We start from the raw sequence: 20,627 nt of genomic DNA, 5'->3' as shown, positions 1-20,627 counted from the left end.
GCTATTTACCGGCAGTCGCAACGGTCAGTTCATTCTTGACCTTGCGCACGCCCGGTTCCAGCATCGCCAGAAACTCGACCAGTTTCTTAGCACCCGCAGTATCGACCTGACCTCGTAGTGTCACACTGCGGTCTGCGTTGACTTCGAACTGCACGCCCCGTAATTTTTCGTTACGTTCTTTGATGCGGTCAAATGAATGGCCCATCGAGGTTTGCACATTGCTGAGTGGAAGCGGTGGTGCTGTAAACGCAACACGCATTTGGGGACGGAAGGCGGGAACTTTGGGGCCCGTTTGCCCGGCATTGAACTGGTTCTGGGTAGATCCTCCAGTGTTGGCACGATTAAAATTGCGCCCCTGACCAGCATTATTAGCCGCGTTCTGTGCGTTACTCCGTCCAATGAATGAATTCTGGGCGGCGTCGGAACGGCCAATGAAGCCATTCTGAGGTGTCAGATTTTGCACCGTTCCCATGGTTGTCAGACCGAACTGCGAATTTCCTGTTCCGCGATTGCCGGAGTTGGCATTTCCAATTGTGGTTCCCGTATTTCCCGAAGTCTGTGATGAACTGCTGCTGGACAGAGTTTGTACTTGCGCTTCTGTTTGTTTGGTGATCCCAAGAGTGAAACACGCGCAAACTGTTACGCAAAAAACGGTTGTAAAAAGAGAGCGTGCCATGATTTTCCCCGAAACAGAAGCCAGAACGGAACGAACCCGTATCATTCCTAATTATAACATCGACATTTAAACGTGGAAGTAAATAATCTGTTTTCAAGTGGGGAATCACTTACTCACTGGGTGAATTTAAGCGAAACTGCCGGTACCTCGCGGATTGCTCAGGCGTATCGTTTTCCTGAAGCAGGCTGTTCATTCTCTCTACTGGTGCCTGAATTTGATCATTCAGGAGGCTGCTTAGCTGTTGTTCCAGTCGACGGATGCGTTCGTCCCGTTCATCCGATGAAGGCACGCTGACTTCCGCACTGACTTGCTGAATTTCGTTTCGCTGTTCCGCAGCTTGATTTGCCCGTGATTCCAGAAGTTCCGATGAGAGTTCCAGACGTTTTCCCTGTGCCCGCCGCGCCAACGTTTCTACGAGTACATTTTGTTTCGGGGCAGGTTTCTCTTGAGCCAGAGGCTGTTCTGCCGCTTCGGGAGTTTTGCCTTCCAGTTTGACGGAGATCATTCGCGAATAAATCTCAGGCGAATTCTTCTGAGTTAATTGCACACGCAAAGCACATTCTGCCTGATCTCTTCCTTTTCGCACGTAGGGGATAAACACCTGGTAAGCGGGGCCCAGCGTTGATTCCACTGCATGAACCTGCCAGGCACCTGCATCAAATTTGTATTGATGGATTGGTTTATTCTGTTCGTTCGCAGATCCCTGGTCATCGTAGAGATGAATCATGACCTCACCTTTTACATAAACGGGTGAGGAGTTGTTGTGTTGAAAAAACAAGAGCTGTCCTGCAAATCCGCGCGTCGGCATTCCGTCTACGCCTTTTCCGTCAGCAGCCTCCCAGAGCGCGACAATTTCCACAGCCGGTTTTTTGGGTGTAGCAAAATTTTTGGCGCCCTTCCAATCCCAGGTAGACAACGCCAGGCTCGTACATCCGGAACTAGAAGTCGAAAGTAATAAGAGCAATGCTAATAGTCGAACAGGCACGATCAGATGTTTCATTGTTTAATCTCGTCCCCAATAAGGAAATTTCGCTTGAAATCGCTTTTGTTTAACCGGTTTTTTCGGAGAACGAATGGATTGTTGTTTCTCGTAATTGATTTGCTGAATTACTCCTTCCGAATTCGGATTGGACATCACATCCGGATTCAGATTGGTTTGTGGCATCACGGTGGTCGGAATTGCTTCCAGCATACCATCGCCCTCAGGCACAAACTCTGGTTCTCCCGGAGGGACCGCAAAAATAGGTCCCTGCATCTCTTCTGCTTTCTCAACCGGCAGGTGAATGCGTTCTGCTTCGACCTGCTTAATGAATTCAGAATCAGCGTCGTTTCGAATGATGCGTGGTGTCAGGAAGACCAGCAATTCTTTCCGACGCGTGGAAGTGTAGTCATAGCGGAAAGGAATTCCCACGAGCGGAATGTCACCCAGCCAGGGGACTTTGCGTTCAATGGTCGTATCAGATTCGGTAATCATTCCCCCCAGGACAACGGTTTGCCCGTTGGGAACACTGACTGTCGTTTGAACCTGTGTAATATTCTTGATCGGAGATTCCACGACGTTCCCTGTGGTGGCATCAGTGAAGATGGGAACGCTTTGACCATTGAAATCACTTTTCTCAGCCTGCGTTTCCATCACGATATTGCCATCAGGACTGATGCGGGGGGTGACCGTCAGAATAATCCCGGCTTCCGACTGTTCGATCACAGGATTAGCAGAGCCGACAGCAGTCACAGACACACCATTGACAACGGGAACAATCTGACCAACCTGGATCTGAGCTGTCACATTATCCACGGTTCGAATCTGCGGACGACTCAAAATCTGCACGTTCCGTTTGGCTGCCAGAGCGCGAATTAGAATACTGACCGATTCGGAACTGGCAGAAAGTACCAGCCCCCCGAATCCAAGATCACTGTTCCCACGTTGAAGCGAGAAATTGCTCAACGCCTGACCTGCGGTATCGCCAACGTTATTTGTGTTGTTCGTTCCCAGCGGGTTGACACTGTTAAACAGGAATCCGGGAGTTGCTTCCTGAGACACAATCGTTTGATTGGTTTGCGTGACGTTGTTCTGTCCGGTGACAGTCTGTTGAACGGTTAATACGTTATCAATAATACTACGGTTAAAGAGCAGGGAATCCTGAATCCCCAGTTCGACTCCAAATTCATCATCATTATCCAATTCCACCTCGACGATCAGAGCCTGAATGATAACCTGAGGTGCTTCTTTGTCTAAATTTTTGACCAGATTGGAAATCTCTTCAAAAAATCGTGGGGTGGCACTGATGATGAGATTGTTATTGATTGGTTCAGGAACCACAATCACTTCCCGCTCGAGTAATTCGAAGCTACTGATCAGGTCCGGATCCTGAGCAATCAGCGCACGTTGTGTATCCAGGAACTCATTGATGGCTTCAGAGACATCTGCGACGGGTGTGTTTTTCAGTTGAATCACAGTCGTTTCCCGTTTGCGGCTGTCGGCACCATCCAGTTTGAGCAGAATGGCTTCGACGATCTGGAGCGCATCCGCGCCCCCTTGAGCGACAACGGAGTTCGTTCGACGATCGACGGTAAAACTTAATGGGATCAGATTACTGTTTGCATCATTCACGCCGGCAATTTGAATTCCCAAATCGGTCTCTTGATTCTCAGGTGCGAAAGTGGCTTGCAGCAGTGTGACCATGGATTGTGCATCAGCATTTTTCAAGGTAAAGACTTTAAGTTCTGCGACCGTTGAGACACGTTGATCAAATTGTTTGATTAATGCGCCGATGAGTTCCAGGCTGTCTTTAGGGGCAGTCACAACCAGAGTATTCGCACGAGGGTCAGCGATGACACGAATGTCAGCTAATAAACCTGATCTGAGTACACGGCTTTGACTTCCTTGCTGTGAAAGAAATTCCAGCACCACAGATCGTGCTTCCTGTAACTGCTGCGCTGCTTCTCCGCCGGCACCACCAATATTGGTTCCTAAACCCGATGTCTGTGCCGCTGCCGGATTTAATACACTTTGCAAAGTCGAATTCAATGTCTCTGCGAGTTCGGCGGCGATGGCGTTTGTCAATGGAAATATTTTGACGCGACTGACTGCTTTAGACTGGTCCTGATCAATTTTTTGGATCAGGGCTGCTACTTCCTGCATGTCACGCGGTTGTGCCTGGACGATGATTGAGTTTGTCCGAATGTTGGCAGAAACAATCACCCGTGTTCCCAGTCCGCCCCGTTCGTCATAAAATTCTGTCAATGTGGTTGCGACCTGACTGGCACTGGCACTTTTCAATTCAAATACGCCAAACTCGGTCTGCGGATTGACTGGTTGATCCAGTTCTTCCGCTAATTTGAGAATCGAAGGCATATCGGTATCAGGGGCCAGAATCAGCAAGGCATTCGGCTTGACCAGAGGAATAATTTTGATTTTCTGAATTTGTCCCTGAATGGCTCGTAGTTTGACAAGGTCTTCGTAAACTCCATTCAGTAAATCTGCGAGTGCCGTCGAGTTGACATGACGCAAATTCAATAAATGAATATCAGGACGGGTTCCTTCGCTCAGTTTTTCCAGCTCTTTGATGATTTTCATCAAAGCATTCACATCTTCGTCTTTTCCACGCAGGATCAGCACACCCAGGTCGGGCACACTTTCAATATTTACGTTGCCACTCAAGTCTTGTAATAACTCCGGCAGAGAGGGTTGCTTGACACCCTCAGCCGGTTTTTCTGCAGGTTGAGGTTGTTGTGTGTTTTGCACTGCATTTCCGGTCTGTGCATCATCGAAGGCGACTTGATCGACACGCTGTCTGAGGCGGTCAATCTGCTGATGACGCGAAGGCAGACGACGGTTGGAATAAGTATTGACTGACAAACCCTGTTGAGGGCTGCGGCGAGTGCTTTGTGCATTGGTCTGTTTGTGTAGCGTCTGTGCGACCTGACCAATCTGAGTAGAGCCTGTTACCAGTTGAATTGATTCTACTTTTCCACTGGCAGCCTGATCTAACTTCATCACGGTTGTTTTTAAAGCACGTGCTTTGGGAGCTGCCGCTTCGAAGATCAATTCATTATTTTGTTTGTCGAGTCCGACACGAAATTCAACTTGTGCCTGTACGATATTGAGTGATTCTTTTGTCTGATCATCAGTTAGACTGTTTTGATTTTGAGAATAGACAACGACTCCGGGTAAACCATTCGGGCCTTCTCCCTGCAATTCTGCACGCGATTCAAACGCATGATAAAACAGCCGCAGGATTTCGGTACTGTTTAAGGTTCGTGGTCGAACTGCAAACAGAGTCTGTTGTGGTTTTGAGGGTTGTTGCGGAAGTCGACGTGCACTTTTTTCAAAGGTTGCAGGAACGTCGACCGGATGTGCGGGAGCTTCAGAATGTTCTGCCTGTTCCACGTATTCGACTTGCCTGACTGTCTGTTTTTTCTTTTCTACTTCTTCGCGATGCTGTTTCCCGCTGGTCTGAACGGTGGCCCGTACATATCTCGGTTTGGCCTGTCGAAGATCGAGAACAATTAAGAACTGATCTTTTTGAAGTAATCGAAACCCCTTTGGTTCCAAGTCACGATTTAAAATCTGAAATGTTTCTTTTAAGGAGTGTGGTCTCTTATCAATGCGAGAATAAAAGCCTTTGGGAACCACATCCATGACCAGCGTTAACTGACTCTGCTCTGCTACCTGAGTCAGGACCTTTTCCCAGGTTGCCTGAACGTGATTTAATGAAATATCAGCGACTTCATTTGCTTGCTTCCGATTGCGTTTGATCTGCGCAGTAGGCTGGCTTTGATTCCCCGAGGTTGAACTGCTCTGATTCGATTGTGTATCGGATGACTTACGCAGACGGCTCCAAAAGCCGGGTTTGCTATCGGCGTAAGCAGAAATTGAAGGTCCGCACAACATGAGTGCTGCCAGCAGACACCGCAATTGCCTGGAAACAGTTCTGGTTAATCGTTTAAAAGACAGCAACGTTTCACCCCATAGATATCAGGAGTTAAATTCAGGAATTGAAGCCAAGGAGTGTGGACGTATCTCAAGCGAGATCATCTCCGACAGAATCCCTACAATCGTTAATATCGGCAAAGTTTGACATTTTTATTGAACAAAGGTTTTAGATTTATAAAGAAAAATCGAGTTTTTATGACAGGGTGGTGTGTTTCTAACCTCATGATAACAAAGGGGATGCGCATAATGGTTCTCGGCCGAGCACTTCAATGAAGGCGGTTACCGTAGTGGATTAGTTGGTAAAATGAGACAGACGGGGTGTCTAAGTGAAATGGGGTGGGTGTCGTTTTTGAATTGTGAGAAGAGAGACGCTAATTCAACACAGGAACTCCCGTCAGGTTTCGCAAAGATCTGAAGTTTTCCCCCAGCGAGAGCATCCACTGTTTACCGTCGATTTCCAGTATGACGTGATTTTCTGTAATTGATTTCACGACAGCACTGATTTCAGCCACGTTGATTTTATCGCCGGTATGCACTTCCTGTTTCTGGTTGGTGGCTCGGTTGCGAATCCAGGCGACTTTTTTGCCATCGAGATCGATGCTGCCTGTCAGGAAAGTGAAGAATGCATCATCCAATGCAACTTTGATATTGATCTGTTTTGATGAGGAAACCGGGGGGATACCTGAATCGGAAACCGTTACGGTAATCGGATACTCTTTTAACTCCATTGTTGCAGGCGGAGTCCATTTGAGTTCACCTGTTTCAGGATTGATGCTGACACCGACTGGAGCGCCAGGCCCTAATGTAAAATTGAGTTTTTGTGGTGGGAGATCGACGTCTGTCGCTTTTACAGTCAAAGACATTGGTTGTGTCTGATACGCGGTCGTCGAACTGACGACTTCAATTTGAGGAGGCGTGTTCTTTTCCAGAAACTCGATCTGAAATAAAGTTTCAACGCTCTGTTCTCCCTGCTTAGCATTCACGATAACCGGATATACCCCCGGCTTCTGCTCTTTATCCGGGGACCACTTTAACTTACCCGATTCAACAACCAGACTTGGCAATTCTGTGATGACAGACAAAATAGGGGCCTTGAGACCAGGGTTCACACCCTGCAGAGGTAGATTTAGATCCAGAGTATTTCCTCGAACGATAGTCTGATTGGAAATATCCTTCAGTTCCAAATTGTAGATTTTGTCAGGAATTGGTTTGGCAAACGGACTGGATGCGGCGATCAAACCATAATCGAAAACGGCCTGCAGATATTGAGGGGCCTGGGTAACCGTAGCACCTTTCTTATGAGTAGCCTGTTTGGTGTTGAGCACGCCGCGTTGAACCGTCCAGTCTCCAGCAGCATGACTGGTGACGTTGAGAAGCTCCTGATCAATTTTTACAAGGAAGCTCTGTCCGAGTGGAAAATATTTGGCACTGAGTACTTTGATCACCTGTGCGTCTTCCGTAATTGGTTGTTCTAGCTTTGTACTGCCTTCTAAATACTGGTTCAAAGGTGCCAGTTCGACAGGAGTCCCTGTTTCATATCGGGCAGGAACGGTTAGATCGGCGCCCCGAACGATGGTCCAGGTATTTCCAGAGACCTCACTGACAGTCAGAAATTCCTGACCAATGCGAATGCGAAACGGCGTCTCTTTGGGAAAATCGATCGTGTCCTGGACTTTCATTTTGGTTTCATCAAAATTCAGGTTGGAGGATAGTTTTGCACGTGGGAACAACTGCTCGCGCGGCTTCGCTTTGGTTAACGCCAACCCTTCAGCGGTCAGTTTGATTTCGAGTTGATCCGATTTACCAGTGCCCATGCTGTCTAACTCCAGCCCGATAATGTTCTGCTGCAAATCTGCTTGGTAGAAGTGTAATAGAAATCGACACAGTTGCTCGTAGGTTGCAGACCCTTCGAGAGAGACCTGGATTGCGATGTACGTTTTGCCTTCTCGAATACGTCGGCCTGGCGAAAGTTTCAGATTGGAAATTCCCGAAAGTTCTGCGAGATCATTCAACCATTCCAGGTACAGCCGCTGTGCATCGTGTTCATCGGGCGGCAAGCTATGCGCAACCCAGTTTCCCAATTGTTTGGCCGACCGGAGAAGCTCCAGCTCTTTTTGCTCTTTCTGGTCAATCTGTTGATTCAATGCTTTCAGCTGATTTTTGCGTGTTTCTACCGGTTCAATAAAGGTGCTGTCGATGACAGGCATCCCCAACCAGATCACAATCACGGCTCCAAAAAACGCTGCCAGTATTTTTTCTCGTTTTTGCATCGTTCAAACATTCAGCTCAATAAAATTAATTACGACTTAAACAGATTCATTTTCTAAGAGATCACCATTAATTGTTTTTTTCAGTAGCAGGTTTCTGAGGGGGTTCCGCTTTCGCGGGTAATCGTTCTGCATCGATCTCAAAGGGGACCGGATAGGCTGGGTCTGTGGTTGTATTATTACTTCGTTTGGGGTGAACCCGATAATTATTATTCGATAACTGTTGGTTGAGGTCTCTGACATCGAGATCATCTTTGGCATGCCCGGTTGCTCTGAGTCGGCTGATGGATTGACCGGCCGAACGCGTGACATCCAGTTCGCTCAAGTAGACCCGATCGGTCCCCGGGAGTACGGTATCTAACTCCTGCATGATTTTTAATGCTTTGGAATTTGAGTTTTCCCATTCATCGATCAACGCCACCGATTCCAGTGTCGGTTGGCCTCGTTTGAGAAATTCATCCAGGTCTTTCTGCACTTTCTTTCGTTCGGCGATTTGGTCATCCAGATCGGCGACACTGCTCTGAGTCAGATACATCGCTGTGAGTAGAATCAAAACGACGCCGGCCACTCCCAGCCCAATTTGAAGCTTACGTCGATCCGGTTTTTCTTCCGCTTTATGCGGGTGCAGAAAGTCGACGCCATCCAGTTTCTTCTGGCTTTGAGCGTACAGCATTCCCAGTGGTCCGGCTAAAACACCAGGAGATTCCAAAACAGGAACCTCATCGGAGCCAGTCTTAATCTGTAACAGCGGGTCAAGCACTTCCACACGACAGTGTAGACGCTCACCCAAAGATGCCGTAAAGTCCTGAAGAGATAAGGGGTCTCCGATCAGAAACACGAGTTCGATATTCTGACCACCAAGCTGAGCACTGCGAGATAATAGAAATCGATTGATTTCTGTTTGCATTGCCGACTGGATGGCTGCCTGATCTCCCGAACTGATTGATGTCGAATGCGAAAAGAGTAACTCGTATTTGCTGATTAAAGAGAGTTCCAGATGATGATCGATTTGGTTGACAATCAATGTGGGAACATCCAGATTCGCATTGTCAACGTCGATATGGGAAACCCATTCTGCAGCCGCCAGTGAACTGATTCCCGTGGAGACAATTTCCAGTCCCATCGACTGAAATGTTTTCACAGACTGTTGATGCAGGTCTTTGGAGATGCTGGCTACAAGTACGTCCCGCGTTGCTTTTCCTTCCTGTGCTGGCAATAACAGATAGTCGAGCATCAACTGTCCGAGAGGTACCGAAGACTTCGTCGCGGTTTGAAATCGAACGATCTCAGGAACTTCTTCCAGCGGAACATCCGGGATTTCGATCAAACGAATTGTAGCATCGTGGCGTGGAAATGAGATCAGGATTTGCTTGCTGGCGATTTTTAATCGGGAAAATTCATTTTTCAACCAGCTGCCTGCAGAAATCGGATCTCGAGCCGGATGTAACTCGTCTGGCCAGGCGATGTGAAACGCACGTTTAACGGAGACAGCAGAGCCACTCGTGTGGGCTTCGACGCCAGAGAGTCCTGTTTTTTCCCAGTTGATTGCCAGATAGTCAGCCATAAAACGAGTCTCAAAATATCAGTTTCAAATTAGTTTAAAATCAGAGAGTTTTATTCCTCTGCCGCCCCCTGCAATGTCGACACCGGATACCCGGAGCCCAGATTACTTAAATCGCGGATATAAGTAATTCGTGGAGGAATAAATGTGCCATCGATAATTGCTTCGACCCGGGTGATCGGGCCTCTCTGACCAAAATAGCCGAGGGACTGCGCGCGAAATACATCACCCCTACTGCAAATATGCGGGGCCAGTTTCCGTATTTGTTCTATTGTCGTAAGGCCTTCTATGACAAGCCATCCCGTTGTTTGCCGTGCCTGGCTGATTTGCGTAGAAGGGGCTCCGTTTGTACCAGTCATTTGGGAATTCACGATCGCATTGGCTAAATCGTCGTCCATTTCCGGGATACCTTGCAGTGTTTCCAACCGCGCCTCATCAATCTGGATCCGTCCTTCAATATACTGGTTTTTGCTTGTTGTCAGAAGATCGTGCAGTATCGGTAATTCTACAGTCATTGTTGCGGGGTCGGCCGACCAGGGGCTGATGAGTGTTGTTTTTTGTCCGTCGACTTCGACTTCGACTTCTGATCCAATCAAGTCAAAGATCGAATTGATCGAGTAGACGCCGCCTCCCGACAGATCAATTCCGGCCCGGGTGACTGTGACACCTTCTTCTGAAAACATCGCTTTCGCCAGACCATTTGCCAGTTCATTTAAAGCCTGCTCGTCAGACATACCTCCACCGACGATGGTTCCACTTCCCCCCGATGCCAGATCTTCGGCAGTAAGAATTGGGCCACTGACACGATATGCTACAATAAAGCGTGCTTCATCCGGTCCCAACTCTGCTTCCAGTTCATCATACAGTTCCGTGAGCATGGTGCCGTTGAGATTGATTTTCTCGGAGCCGTCCGGGCGGATATTGATCTCCCGACTATGCACAGTGAAGTAAGCGAACCAACCTGAGTCCAATACTCCATCCGCATTGTCTATCGGCAGAGTGGCGTCTCCGTCATTTTCGTTCGGGTCGAGAATTCCGTTTCGATTGGTATCTTCGCCGTATAACAATTCAGGAGTCACATCTCGGACCAGCAACAGCTCATCCAGCGATTCCAGTGGGCCGTTTTTGGCAAAGTATGGTGATTCGAGTGTTTCGTAATAGTCGCTCTCAGCGCCGAATGAGCGTGTTTCATCATCTTCATCGATCCAGTCGAGGATTGCAGCGGCGATGTCTTCGGTCATATTGGGAATATACATTAAGCGATCTATGGCGCTGTCGAATTCGATATCTTCTTCGAGATCTAATGAAACTTCGACTTCTTCGTTTGCCAGGATGTTCAAATTCAGTTTGCCCGATTCATTCATCAATCCGAAGCGGATTGTTTTTGACTGAGAGTCAGAAGCGACGGGCGCAACTATACTGAGAAAACCGCTAGTACGTGGGATCTCTCCCTGTACCATATTGATGTTCTGAAACTGATCAGGATTGTGATACGAATTCCAGCCATCGACCTCTGTTCGATCCCCCACATAAGCGGCTGCCAGTTCGATTCCCGATAACGCCAATTCGCGCGATTGGATCGATCGGCCATAAATATTGGTAGCTTCCATCTCAACGATCATCAGTTCCGAAAACGTATAGGCGCCCAGGCTGAGCATGACTACAACCACCAGCACCACCAACAACGTGCTGCCTGCGCGGACGTGCGACGCTGTTTCCTGATCAGGAAAAGGTCGTCTGCGTTCATGCTGTGGAGTGTGTTGTTTCATGATTCTCAAAAAATATCTTTACGGATTTAAAAATCGCTGCTTTCCTGCTCTGTCGTTTGCAAGATTGCGGGTAACGCTAATGGAAGCGCAATGACCATACTGAAGGTGTTTTCAAAACCATTGATTTTTTCGTTTACGGCATTTAACACGCCCTGCTCTTCCTCGTTGTTTCGAAAGCCGATGGTGACTTTCACCGCCTGCGGCACGGTGCCATATTCAATACTATCCCAGACTTCCAACCAGTCAGTCCCATCAAAGTATTGAAATTGCAGGCTGCCGATTTCCGGTGCCAGCAACTGTGACTGTTGCGCCAGCTGTTCATAATCGGCTGATTCATCGGCTTTACTCATTGCCAGCCGATCTCCTTCGAGACGGGCGAGACCCTGTGTTCCATTCCCGGTGCCTGAAGTCTCACGGAAACGATCCCCGACCGCACCCTGTAGTCCTTCTGAACCAGCGACGGCCAGAAAATAGGAGACGGATAACAGGTCACTCTGTGAACTTGTAGAACTGGAATTTTGCGAGATAAGCATTGGCTGTCGTGCGGGACGGCTGGTATGCAGCACTAATGATTGTGAGTCACCATACACGCCAATATTTCCGGAAGTATACGCGTCATCCGGATTGGTGACCTGGATTTCAACGGCTTCTTCTTCCTCTGCTGAGGAGCTGGAAGACTCTTCCTCTTCGGTGATTTGCTGTTGATAGGTCACACTGTGTAAATCATGCGTGATTTTCTGAAACACTGCCCGGGCAATTTGAGCGCGTTCGACCTGCTGATGACCAATGGTTGTGTATTTCCAGTAGAGATCCAGTGCAGAGTAAATGGCGGCCAGTAGCAGACTGGTCAGTCCGATTGCCAGAATGACTTCCAACATCGTGAATCCGGCGGGTTTCTGTGGGCTTGTTCGATCACTCATCATCAGCTGCTTCATAACGATTCCTCCAGTACAGAAGTATCGTCGCTGCTTTCCACCGTATTCGCAGCATCGAGCAGCATCGCCGGGTCCCGTACCTGACGCGTTAACTGATAGCTGGTAGTCACTGATTCTGACTCACCTGCATATTGGACGAGAACGGTCAGTTTCAAGAGATTGGCATAATCTCCCGGTTCGACATTCAGGCTCCATTTCCAGTTTTCGTCACTTTCTTCAAAACCGGCCTGGCTAACCGGTTCCATTGGTTGCACGCCAGCCAATACCTCAGCCAGTTTGGATTGGCATTTGATGATTGCCTGCGTGCGCAGCTGTGACTGCACAGCGGCCCGCGAACCAATGCCGATTAATTGACTGAGGGCCGTCAATGCGCCCAGAAAGATGGAGAGTGAGATCAGGACTTCGAGTAATGTCAGACCAGAACGGCTTCGTTGTGTTTGGGGAATAGAAGTTTGAATGACGGTCATTTCGATTTCTCCTGATCGTAAGAAATCGTTGTGTTGCCTGTCAGCCCTCGCAGTTGGATGCGAGCCACCTGCTGATCTATTTTCAGAACTTCATGCTGCAAATCGATTGCGGCTGATCCGTCTGGATAGAAGGTGATTGGGAACGAGGCTTCCATCCACTTCCAGTCTTTGGCATTGGGAAGCTTGGCCAGCCACTCAAATGGAATCGCGGGCTGGCTGACTGTTGTGGAAACGGTTTTACTGAATTCGAATTCGTCTGGCAGTTTTCCGTCAATCACGGCTTGTCCGTTGGAGGCTTGTGAGGATCCACTCGCTTCGGTGCCTAGCCCTAACAGACTTTGGTCAACGGGGACGACCAGATAATGCTGGCCTCCCAGTTCGAGATAGACCTGATAGTTCACGCCATGTTCAATCGCGCGAATCCGGGCAGCAGAGAACGCCGAATGCAGGTCCTGCATACTCTGTCTTAACCGGTTACTGGAACTGATTCGCAGTACAGCCGGCCAGACAACGGAAACGAGCACCAGCAGCAGAGATAGAACGAGCAACATCTCGAGCAGCGTAAATGCTGCCCGATGTTGTTGCGAGTTCGAATTCTTGTTCTGCCTGTCTGTCACGTGCGACGTCCCCTGAATTCATCTGTTGCAGTCCTTTTGCAATCTCAGATTATTCTGTTTGATCCCAGTTATTTACATCATCGCCCGAGCCATTTTCATCCTGTTGATTGGGTCCTGAAGACCAGATTGCCGGCTTGGTTGATTTCGATTTGTTGTTCGGATACTCGTATTGGAAGACCTGCCCCCATGCATCCAGTGGCATTGATTCAATAAAAGGCTCTGTGGCTTGATCGCCTGAACTTGTTGGAGGCTCCAGTAAAAGCTGAATTTGTTCCTGGCCACCCTGTGGATATTCTCCATTATTTTCAGCGGCATAAAGCTTGAATGCCTGCTCCAGATTATGAATGCTGGCGCGGGTGGCTTTGATGTTGGCTTTTTTCTGACTGCCTAACAGGTTGGGAACTACCATGGCTGCAATGACGAGGATAATTCCCAGTACGATCAACATTTCCAACAGGGTAAAACCGTGCCGTTTGTGTCGTGCTTGCTGTTTTTGTTTAACTCGATACATGTCTCCATCCTTTTCACTTTATACATTTTCCAGAAGGGAACGTTCTGGGTTCTACCTGCCTGAGATAAAACCAGTAACTCTATTCTTATTATAGTAAACCTGAGCTTTGAAAAACCGGTAATAATAAAGCCAGCATGACAAAAACCACAACTGCTGCCATGATCAACAGCATCAACGGTTCCAGCATACGCACAAACATATCCAGCTTACGGTTTGTCTGGCGTTCCATATTATCTGCAATATCAATTAACACTTGTTCGAGGTTATTGGCTTCTTCACCGACGGCGATCATTTCCACCACTTCTTCCGGAAACTGTCCGCAGCTTGAAAATGGTTGTGCGATCGATTTTCCCGACGAAATACTTTCAGCTGCCTCGCCGATTGCTTCACTCATCACTTTATTTCCGGAAGCATCTTTCGCAATCCTCAGTGACTGTAAAATCGGAACACCATTTGCCAGGAGTGTACCCAGAATACGACAGAACCGGGCTATTGCCAGGCTACGTACGATCGGCCCGAGGCCGTAGGCACGTAAGCGAAACTGGTCGAATTTCATTCGACCTTCGGTTGTTTCAACATATTTATAAACAGTGACGACAGCGATTCCGATCGCAAAAAAAATGATGAACCAGTAGGATTGCATAAAGGCACTAAAACCCAGCAGAGTCGTAGTGGCCCAGGGGAGTTCTCCCCGTTCGGACATTCTGGCAAAAATGGGCTCGAATTTGGGTACGAAATAAACCAGCAGGAAGCTGACAATGACGGTACCAAAGGTTGTCAGAAACGCGGGATAAATCATCGCGCCCACAACACGATTTTTAAGTTCTTCCTGATGGTCGGTAAAGTTGGCAATCCGCTTCAAGACGTCTTCCAGAAAGCTGCCTTCTTCTCCTGCGCGGACCATACTGACGGCAAGCTCGGAAAAGACTTTGGGGTGCTGTCCCATGGCGACGGCTAAGCGGGTTCCGTCGGCGACTTCGCCCCGCACTTCTTCCAGCACCAGTTTTAACGCGGGGTTCGTGGACTGCTTATGTAATAATTCCAGTGATCGCAACAGGGGCACACCCGACTTCAGCAGGTCTGCCAACTGAGTATAAAAGACAGACAAATAGCGGGCGCGGACACGACGGCCGGAATATTTTAATTGTGCTTTGGCCTGATCTGCCAGATCGACTTTTACCGGAAACAGGCTCCGCGCAGCCAGCGAATTCAGGGCATCCTGCTGATTCGGTGCAGACAAAATCCCCGTGACCTGGCGGCCTGTGGCTTCTCGTGCGATGTATTGAAAGTCCGGCATGTGATTAACTCTAAACTGCTCTCATTATTATTCTCATTCGTCTCACGTAGAAATATCTTTAGATATCTCCCTTCGTTACACGCAAAATTTCATCAATGGAAGTTTGTCCGGCGATGACTTTTTGCCAGCCGGCATCGCGCAATGTCTGCCACCCGTTTTTGCGGGCGTAATCGCGAATTTGGCCGGAGCTGGCATGTTCAGTACACAATTTTCGAATGACGGGATCATTCACGAGTAATTCCAGAATTCCGATTCGCCCGGAATATCCTGATTCGCGACAATGACGACACCCAAAGGGCTCCCATAATTCTTTGATATTCAAGTCTGGGAAATCAGGTGGTAATTTATCTGACTGCGGCTGGTAAGGTTGTTTACAGTGCTTGCAGAGAACGCGCACCAGTCTTTGGGCCAGAACTGCTTCGACGGTACTGGCGACGAGATATGGCTCTACTCCCATATCGACCAGGCGGGTAAAGGCACCGGGTGAATCATTGGTGTGTAATGTGCTGAAGACCAGGTGCCCTGTGAGAGCAGCCTGAATCGCGCTATTGGCGGTTTCGCCATCACGAATTTCCCCAATCAGAACGATGTCGGGGTCGTGACGTAAAATACTGCGCAGGCCGGCAGCGAATGTGAGGCCAATGCGGGAGTTCACCTGAATCTGGCTGATGCCCTCACTATGATATTCGACCGGGTCTTCGACTGTGATGATTTTTGTTTCGGGGTTTTTAATTTCGTTCAATGCACTATACAGAGTCGATGTTTTTCCGCTACCCGTTGGTCCGGTGACCAGCACGATGCCGTGCGGCAGTTCGATCATTTCACGAAATGTGGACAACATATCGGGATTTAAGCCCACATTATCCAGCCGAAATACCATGCGTTCCTTATCCAGCAGACGCATGACGATTCCTTCGCCATAAATCATGGGGATAATCGAGACACGCACATCGATTTCGCGGCCGGTAATTCGGAGCTTGATTCGACCGTCCTGAGGCAATCGCTTTTCCGCGATATTTAAATGCGCCATGATTTTCAGACGGGTAATAATAGCCGAATAGAAATGATTGATTTCCGGAGGAACGGACTGCACACGCAGTAGACCGTCGACACGGTATCGTACGACCAGACCCGTTTCGTGAGGTTCAATGTGCACGTCACTGGCCTGCTGCTGCAGGGCTTCGATCAACACTTCATTGACAAGCCGAATGACTGACGCCGCCTGCGCCATGTCTGCCAGTTCGCCATGCTCTTCAGAAAGCTCTTCGAGTAGTTCGACGCCGTCTTCTTCTGCTTTTTGTGCAACCAGTTCGTTGATAGTGTCACCACCGACGCCCAGATTATCCTTGATGAGTTCGACCACATCATCGTGCAGAGCCAGCACGGGTTCCAGAGTCTGCCCACTGAGCGAGCTCAACTCGTCCATGGCTTCAAAATCAAATGGATCGCCTGATGCCACCAGTACGCGTCCGTTATTCCGTTGCAGAGGAAGTAGCGAGTGCCGGAAGATCGGTGTGGCCGGAAACTGAGAAAGTAGTTCCGTATCAACCTGAAAGTCTTTCAGTTCAAAATACTTCATGCCCAGTTCATCGGCAAATGCCTTGAGCAGGTCTTCCTCTGTTGCCAGTCCCATGTCCAACACAACACGATCCAGACGATGACCGTTCGCCGACTGCTGCGCTAATTGCAGCTGGCGCTCGTCAAGGATACCGCGTCGCTGGAGAATTTCACTAATTTCCATGGGACTTACACTAGAGCAAAATGAGGAATGACAGAAAAAATTAACTTAGCGACCACGGCCGGAGCGTCTGCCTCCACGAGAGCCGCCACTGCTGCCTGGAAATTGAAAGCCGCGGGGGGAACGGCCGCCAAAGGGAGAACCACTGTCACGATTCGAATTACCGTTGGAAGAGGGGGCTCCCATGCGTTCGCGCATCCGCTGTTCAAAAAAGCGGCGAATTTCTTCACCGCGATCATTGGAATTCGAAGGAGACGTTGACTGAGTGGGAGAACCAGGGGTTTGATCGGTCGTCTTTTTCTGAGCAGTACTGCCTGTTGTGCTGACTGTAACATTGGGTAACAGCGAGGTCAGGGCATTTTGAATTAAAGCGGAATTGGCTTCGTTTAATGTCACAACACGGACAGACTTGCGCGACATTTGTGCGGAATAATCCAATTCGCTCACCAGTGATTGGATTTCCTGGAACAGGGAGTCATTGGCAGAGACCAGCAGCTGATTCGCGTTGGCATCCACACTGACAGCCAGTTTTGCTTCCGGCGGTTTGGCATTTGAGGAATTCTGTGAACCTCGCCCCCCCATCATCGCAGCAAAGGGATTGCCTCTTTGTGAATTTTGCTGCTGTTGAGGGGCTTGCATATAGTCTTTGTAAAGTTCTTTGATAATGTTCGCGACTTCATTGGCGGAAGCGTATTTGACCGGAATGATTCCTGGTGACCGATCCCGCAACGAGTCTGGCAGCTCAGAAGCATCAAGTACCTTTAACATCTGCTCTACAGAACGAACTTTATCAGGGGGGCCAGTGACATACAGGGCGTTTGAACGGGCCTCCGGAATGATACGTAATGTTTGTGGCCCCATGCCTAAAGTGGTTAAACCGGTAGCATCCATTAAGCTGCCACCAATCGAAGACAGGCCTCCTAACATTCCGGAATCAGAAGCCATGTCCGAAACCGAACTGCTGGGAAACAGACTTTCCAGCATTTTAGCGGTCGAAGTCGCGTCGGCAGAACGGAGATAAAACACGGTCCATTGGCTTTTCGGCGGAATGGCTTGAGTCAGCGCTTCGATCATCTGTTCCAATCGGTTTAATGCTTCCAGATCGGTTGAGGAAATAATCAGGTTGTCACCGTTCGTCGAAATGGCAACCGGATTCTTTTTCACTGCGGGTGGAGCAGGCTTCGTAGGCTTTTGCTGTGCTGGTGGTTGTTGTTTTTCGGTTTCACTCGAAGGTGTCTGGGGAGTCTCTTGGGGTTGATTTTGTGGTGCTTCTTCTTTTTGCTCGCTGGCGGTGAAGAAATAACGCTGGTTGTTTGAGTCAACCGGACGGCGGTTTTGTTGAATAGATCGATTTAGCCGGGTACTGGTACTTTGCGATGGGTTACGAAAGCCACGTTTTTGTGCGGGTGCTTCTTCTTCTCCTAGAACCCGTTCACGAATCAATGACTCGTCCGACGGTACTACGATTCGAATCGGGTTTTCATCTCCCGAAGAGGCAGACCAGAGCTTATCGATTAATTGCAGAATTTCTTTGGAGTCACGTCCGCCAAGAGGAATCGTACGAACGGGACCACGGTCACGTGTATCATTGGCTCTGCCCGAACCATCTTCTCCCAGCTGTGCCAGCAGGGCTTTGACTTGAATTACCTGATCCGGAGTGCCTCGAATCAGCAGACGGCGGCCAAGAAGATCAGCTTCAATTGTGGGGGCATCATTGCCGTCACGCAGGAAAAGAGAACGAAGCGTTGTGGTTGCAGAAATGGGATCGAGGGAACTGAGGTTGATTACCGAAACAGATTGGCTCCCCCCTTCTCCATCGAGTTGGCGGATCATCTCTGCGATCTTTTCGTGTTCTTTCGGGGTGGCCACAATATGGATTTTATGATTGCGGGCATCTTCATTTACGACGACACCAGGAATCATGGCATCCAGAGTTTTCGTGACTTCACGTGAGTCTGAAGAGTTGACGGTATAGACATGCAGGTAGGGTTTATTTCCTCCAGGAGACAAGAGGTCTCCGTCATTAACATCGATTGATTTGATAATTTCTTCTGCCAGTTTGATCTGAGCCGGTGTCGCGGTGACCAGTAGACGGTTTGTGCGAGGATCAGCTGTGACTTGAGTGGATGTTTCTTTGGTGGCCTGAGGCGGCGGTGAACTGTCTCGACTGCTGCGTCGAGATCGAGATTCGTAATACCGCGCCATGGTCGCGCTGGAACTGACATTTTGAGTTGCCGCGGGCAAGCCGAACTGACTTCGGACAATTTTTTCTGCTTCAGCAGAATCAATATACTTCAGATCAAACGAGCGAAAAATCAGGTCGGTTGGTCCAGCATTCGCGATGGCTCCTTCGAGCAGCTTCTGAACACGCGAGAGATTACTGCCGATATCAGTGACGATAATTGAGTTGGCCGTTCTCAACGCAACGGATTTTCCTTGTGGTCCCAGAATTGCCTGGACTTCTTTGGCTACCTGATCGATGTCGACCCCTTCCAGCTGGAAAGTAACGCTCATTAACTCATTTTTTCCCCGTTCAGCAATTTGATTCGGTTCGACTATGGGGACCAGATTGGGGGGGATGCCATTATCGATATTCAAGACCACCAGAAACTGGTTGCGACGGACGATGATATAGCCTTTTTGAATTAGGTAGCCATTGATAATGTCCAGCGCTTCGGTGGGAGTGTAAGAGCCTTTGTCGAAATAGTTGAATGTACCCGGTGGAACATCGTTCAAATCGAGTGTGTAACCAGCAGATTCGGCAAATAATTTCAGAACATCTCCCCAAGGGGCAAACCGGAAGTTGAACGACATTTTTTTGACCGCGTCTGTCTGTTTTCCGTCTTGAGGCTGGGCGGTGGCACTTTTCAGCGCAATCGCATTGTCACTGCCAAATGAGATACGTCGGTCTTCGGGTTTCAGTCCCTCCGGTTCCATGGGAATTTGAGGGCGTGGTCGTGGAGAAGGAGCCGCATTACTGCTCACAGCTGGCGGCCCGCCAGTTTGACTTTGGTTTCGCTCAGAGACGAATGCGGGGCCCAGCATCTGTTTCCATTGGCCCTGTTGTTCTTTGGTTAAAACGGCTTCAATTTTCTGATCAAATTCTTGCTGTACTTTGTCTCGTTCTTCCGAAGAAGCACGCCTTCCCAAATCACGTCGCGCTTCGGATCGTTGCTCTTCGAGTTCTTTGATCTTCGTCAACTGATCTTCGGTCAGCTTGAGTTGTTTGGCCGTTTCGTCATCAGACAGTTGTCGAAAGCCGGTTTCCTGTAACTGGATCTGTTTGATTCGGGCTGCCTGCTTTTCATTGAGCAGACCCATGAGCTTTGCTTCGCCTTCAGTTCTCTGTTTCTGAAATGTGGCTGTCATTTCTTCCCGGACTTTTGTGCGTTCTTCGTCTGTCTGGGCTTCACGCATCCGTGTCATAAACGGTTCCATCGTTTCCCGGCTGGGGCGCAGTCCCTGTGCGGCTTCCTGCAACTGTTTGATTTGGTCTTCTGTCAGCTGGAGTTCTTTCTGGACATCTTCGCGAATCACCATGAATCCAATGCCGCCGCCACCACGAGAACCACCGCCGAAGCTGGGGCGTCCGCCACCAAAACCACCGCCACCAAATCCGCCGCGGGGGCCTCCGAAGCCGCCTCTGCCACCAAAGCCACCCCGGTCTCTTCGCCCGCCTCTGTCACCTCGATCTGGCTGGTCGCTCGGTTCCTGCGCCAGCAAGGAATAGTGAACAGAATCTGTACAGGTGAAAGCTCCCGACAGAATGACGACAAAACAGGCGATGAATTTTGTGTTCCAGGTCATTGTAAACCACTATTCTGAGTAAGATAAAACAGGCAACCAGAGAGAT

The 20,627-nt window shown here is 49.0% G+C and carries 13 protein-coding genes; all 13 read right to left on the bottom strand.

The genetic code is table 11. The features are described from left to right. Position 1: 1 nt before the first annotated feature. Entirely contained in the window at positions 2–676 is a 675-nt protein-coding gene (locus Enr17x_RS24935) for a BON domain-containing protein (protein ID WP_198000787.1), read from the bottom strand. Between the two features lie 109 nt (positions 677–785). Continuing rightward, complete coding sequence (locus Enr17x_RS24930) at positions 786–1,676, bottom strand: hypothetical protein (protein ID WP_145312455.1); 891 nt, start codon at positions 1,674–1,676, stop codon at positions 786–788. 3 nt (positions 1,677–1,679) lie between these two features. Then, on the bottom strand, positions 1,680–5,570 hold the full coding sequence (locus Enr17x_RS24925; RefSeq protein WP_145312453.1) for a secretin N-terminal domain-containing protein: 3,891 nt from the start codon (positions 5,568–5,570) through the stop codon (positions 1,680–1,682). A 413-nt stretch (positions 5,571–5,983) separates the two neighbouring features. After that, positions 5,984–7,882: a cadherin repeat domain-containing protein gene (locus Enr17x_RS24920; RefSeq protein ID WP_145312451.1), complete on the bottom strand. Its 1,899-nt coding sequence runs from the start codon at positions 7,880–7,882 to the stop codon at positions 5,984–5,986. 67 nt (positions 7,883–7,949) lie between these two features. Continuing rightward, positions 7,950–9,443, bottom strand: coding sequence for a type IV pilus biogenesis protein PilM (locus Enr17x_RS24915; RefSeq protein WP_145312449.1), 1,494 nt, complete (start codon positions 9,441–9,443; stop codon positions 7,950–7,952). Between the two features lie 50 nt (positions 9,444–9,493). Then, on the bottom strand, positions 9,494–11,209 hold the full coding sequence (locus tag Enr17x_RS24910; RefSeq protein ID WP_145312447.1) for a type II secretion system minor pseudopilin: 1,716 nt from the start codon (positions 11,207–11,209) through the stop codon (positions 9,494–9,496). Positions 11,210–11,235: 26 nt separating this feature from the next. Next, on the bottom strand, positions 11,236–12,144 hold the full coding sequence (locus tag Enr17x_RS24905; protein WP_145312445.1) for a prepilin-type N-terminal cleavage/methylation domain-containing protein: 909 nt from the start codon (positions 12,142–12,144) through the stop codon (positions 11,236–11,238). Further along, complete coding sequence (locus tag Enr17x_RS24900; protein ID WP_145312443.1) at positions 12,141–12,611, bottom strand: type IV pilus modification PilV family protein; 471 nt, start codon at positions 12,609–12,611, stop codon at positions 12,141–12,143. Before Enr17x_RS24900 ends, Enr17x_RS24905 begins: the two co-directional genes overlap by 4 nt. Beyond that, on the bottom strand, positions 12,608–13,228 hold the full coding sequence (locus tag Enr17x_RS24895) for a prepilin-type N-terminal cleavage/methylation domain-containing protein (protein ID WP_198000786.1): 621 nt from the start codon (positions 13,226–13,228) through the stop codon (positions 12,608–12,610). The genes Enr17x_RS24900 and Enr17x_RS24895 overlap by 4 nt, the downstream gene beginning before the upstream one ends. Before the next feature lie 49 nt (positions 13,229–13,277). Beyond that, positions 13,278–13,739, bottom strand: a complete 462-nt coding sequence (gene gspG, locus Enr17x_RS24890; RefSeq protein ID WP_145312439.1) for a type II secretion system major pseudopilin GspG — start codon at positions 13,737–13,739, stop codon at positions 13,278–13,280. Positions 13,740–13,827: 88 nt separating this feature from the next. Further along, the gene (locus Enr17x_RS24885; protein WP_145312437.1) at positions 13,828–15,036 is read right to left on the bottom strand and encodes a type II secretion system F family protein; all 1,209 of its coding nucleotides are present in this window, start codon (positions 15,034–15,036) and stop codon (positions 13,828–13,830) included. A gap of 58 nt (positions 15,037–15,094) precedes the next feature. Further along, positions 15,095–16,777 carry a GspE/PulE family protein gene (locus Enr17x_RS24880; protein WP_145312435.1) on the bottom strand — a complete coding sequence of 561 codons (1,683 nt, stop codon included), beginning with the start codon at positions 16,775–16,777 and terminating at the stop codon, positions 15,095–15,097. 45 nt (positions 16,778–16,822) lie between these two features. Beyond that, positions 16,823–20,581 carry a secretin N-terminal domain-containing protein gene (locus tag Enr17x_RS24875; protein WP_145312433.1) on the bottom strand — a complete coding sequence of 1,253 codons (3,759 nt, stop codon included), beginning with the start codon at positions 20,579–20,581 and terminating at the stop codon, positions 16,823–16,825. Between the last annotated feature and the right edge of the window lie 46 nt (positions 20,582–20,627).

It is taken from the genome of Gimesia fumaroli, assembly GCF_007754425.1.
Taxonomy (GTDB): Bacteria; Planctomycetota; Planctomycetia; order Planctomycetales; family Planctomycetaceae; genus Gimesia; species Gimesia fumaroli.
The sequence above is the reverse complement of the archived record's forward strand: the minus strand, read 5'-3'. Positions and strand labels throughout refer to the sequence as shown.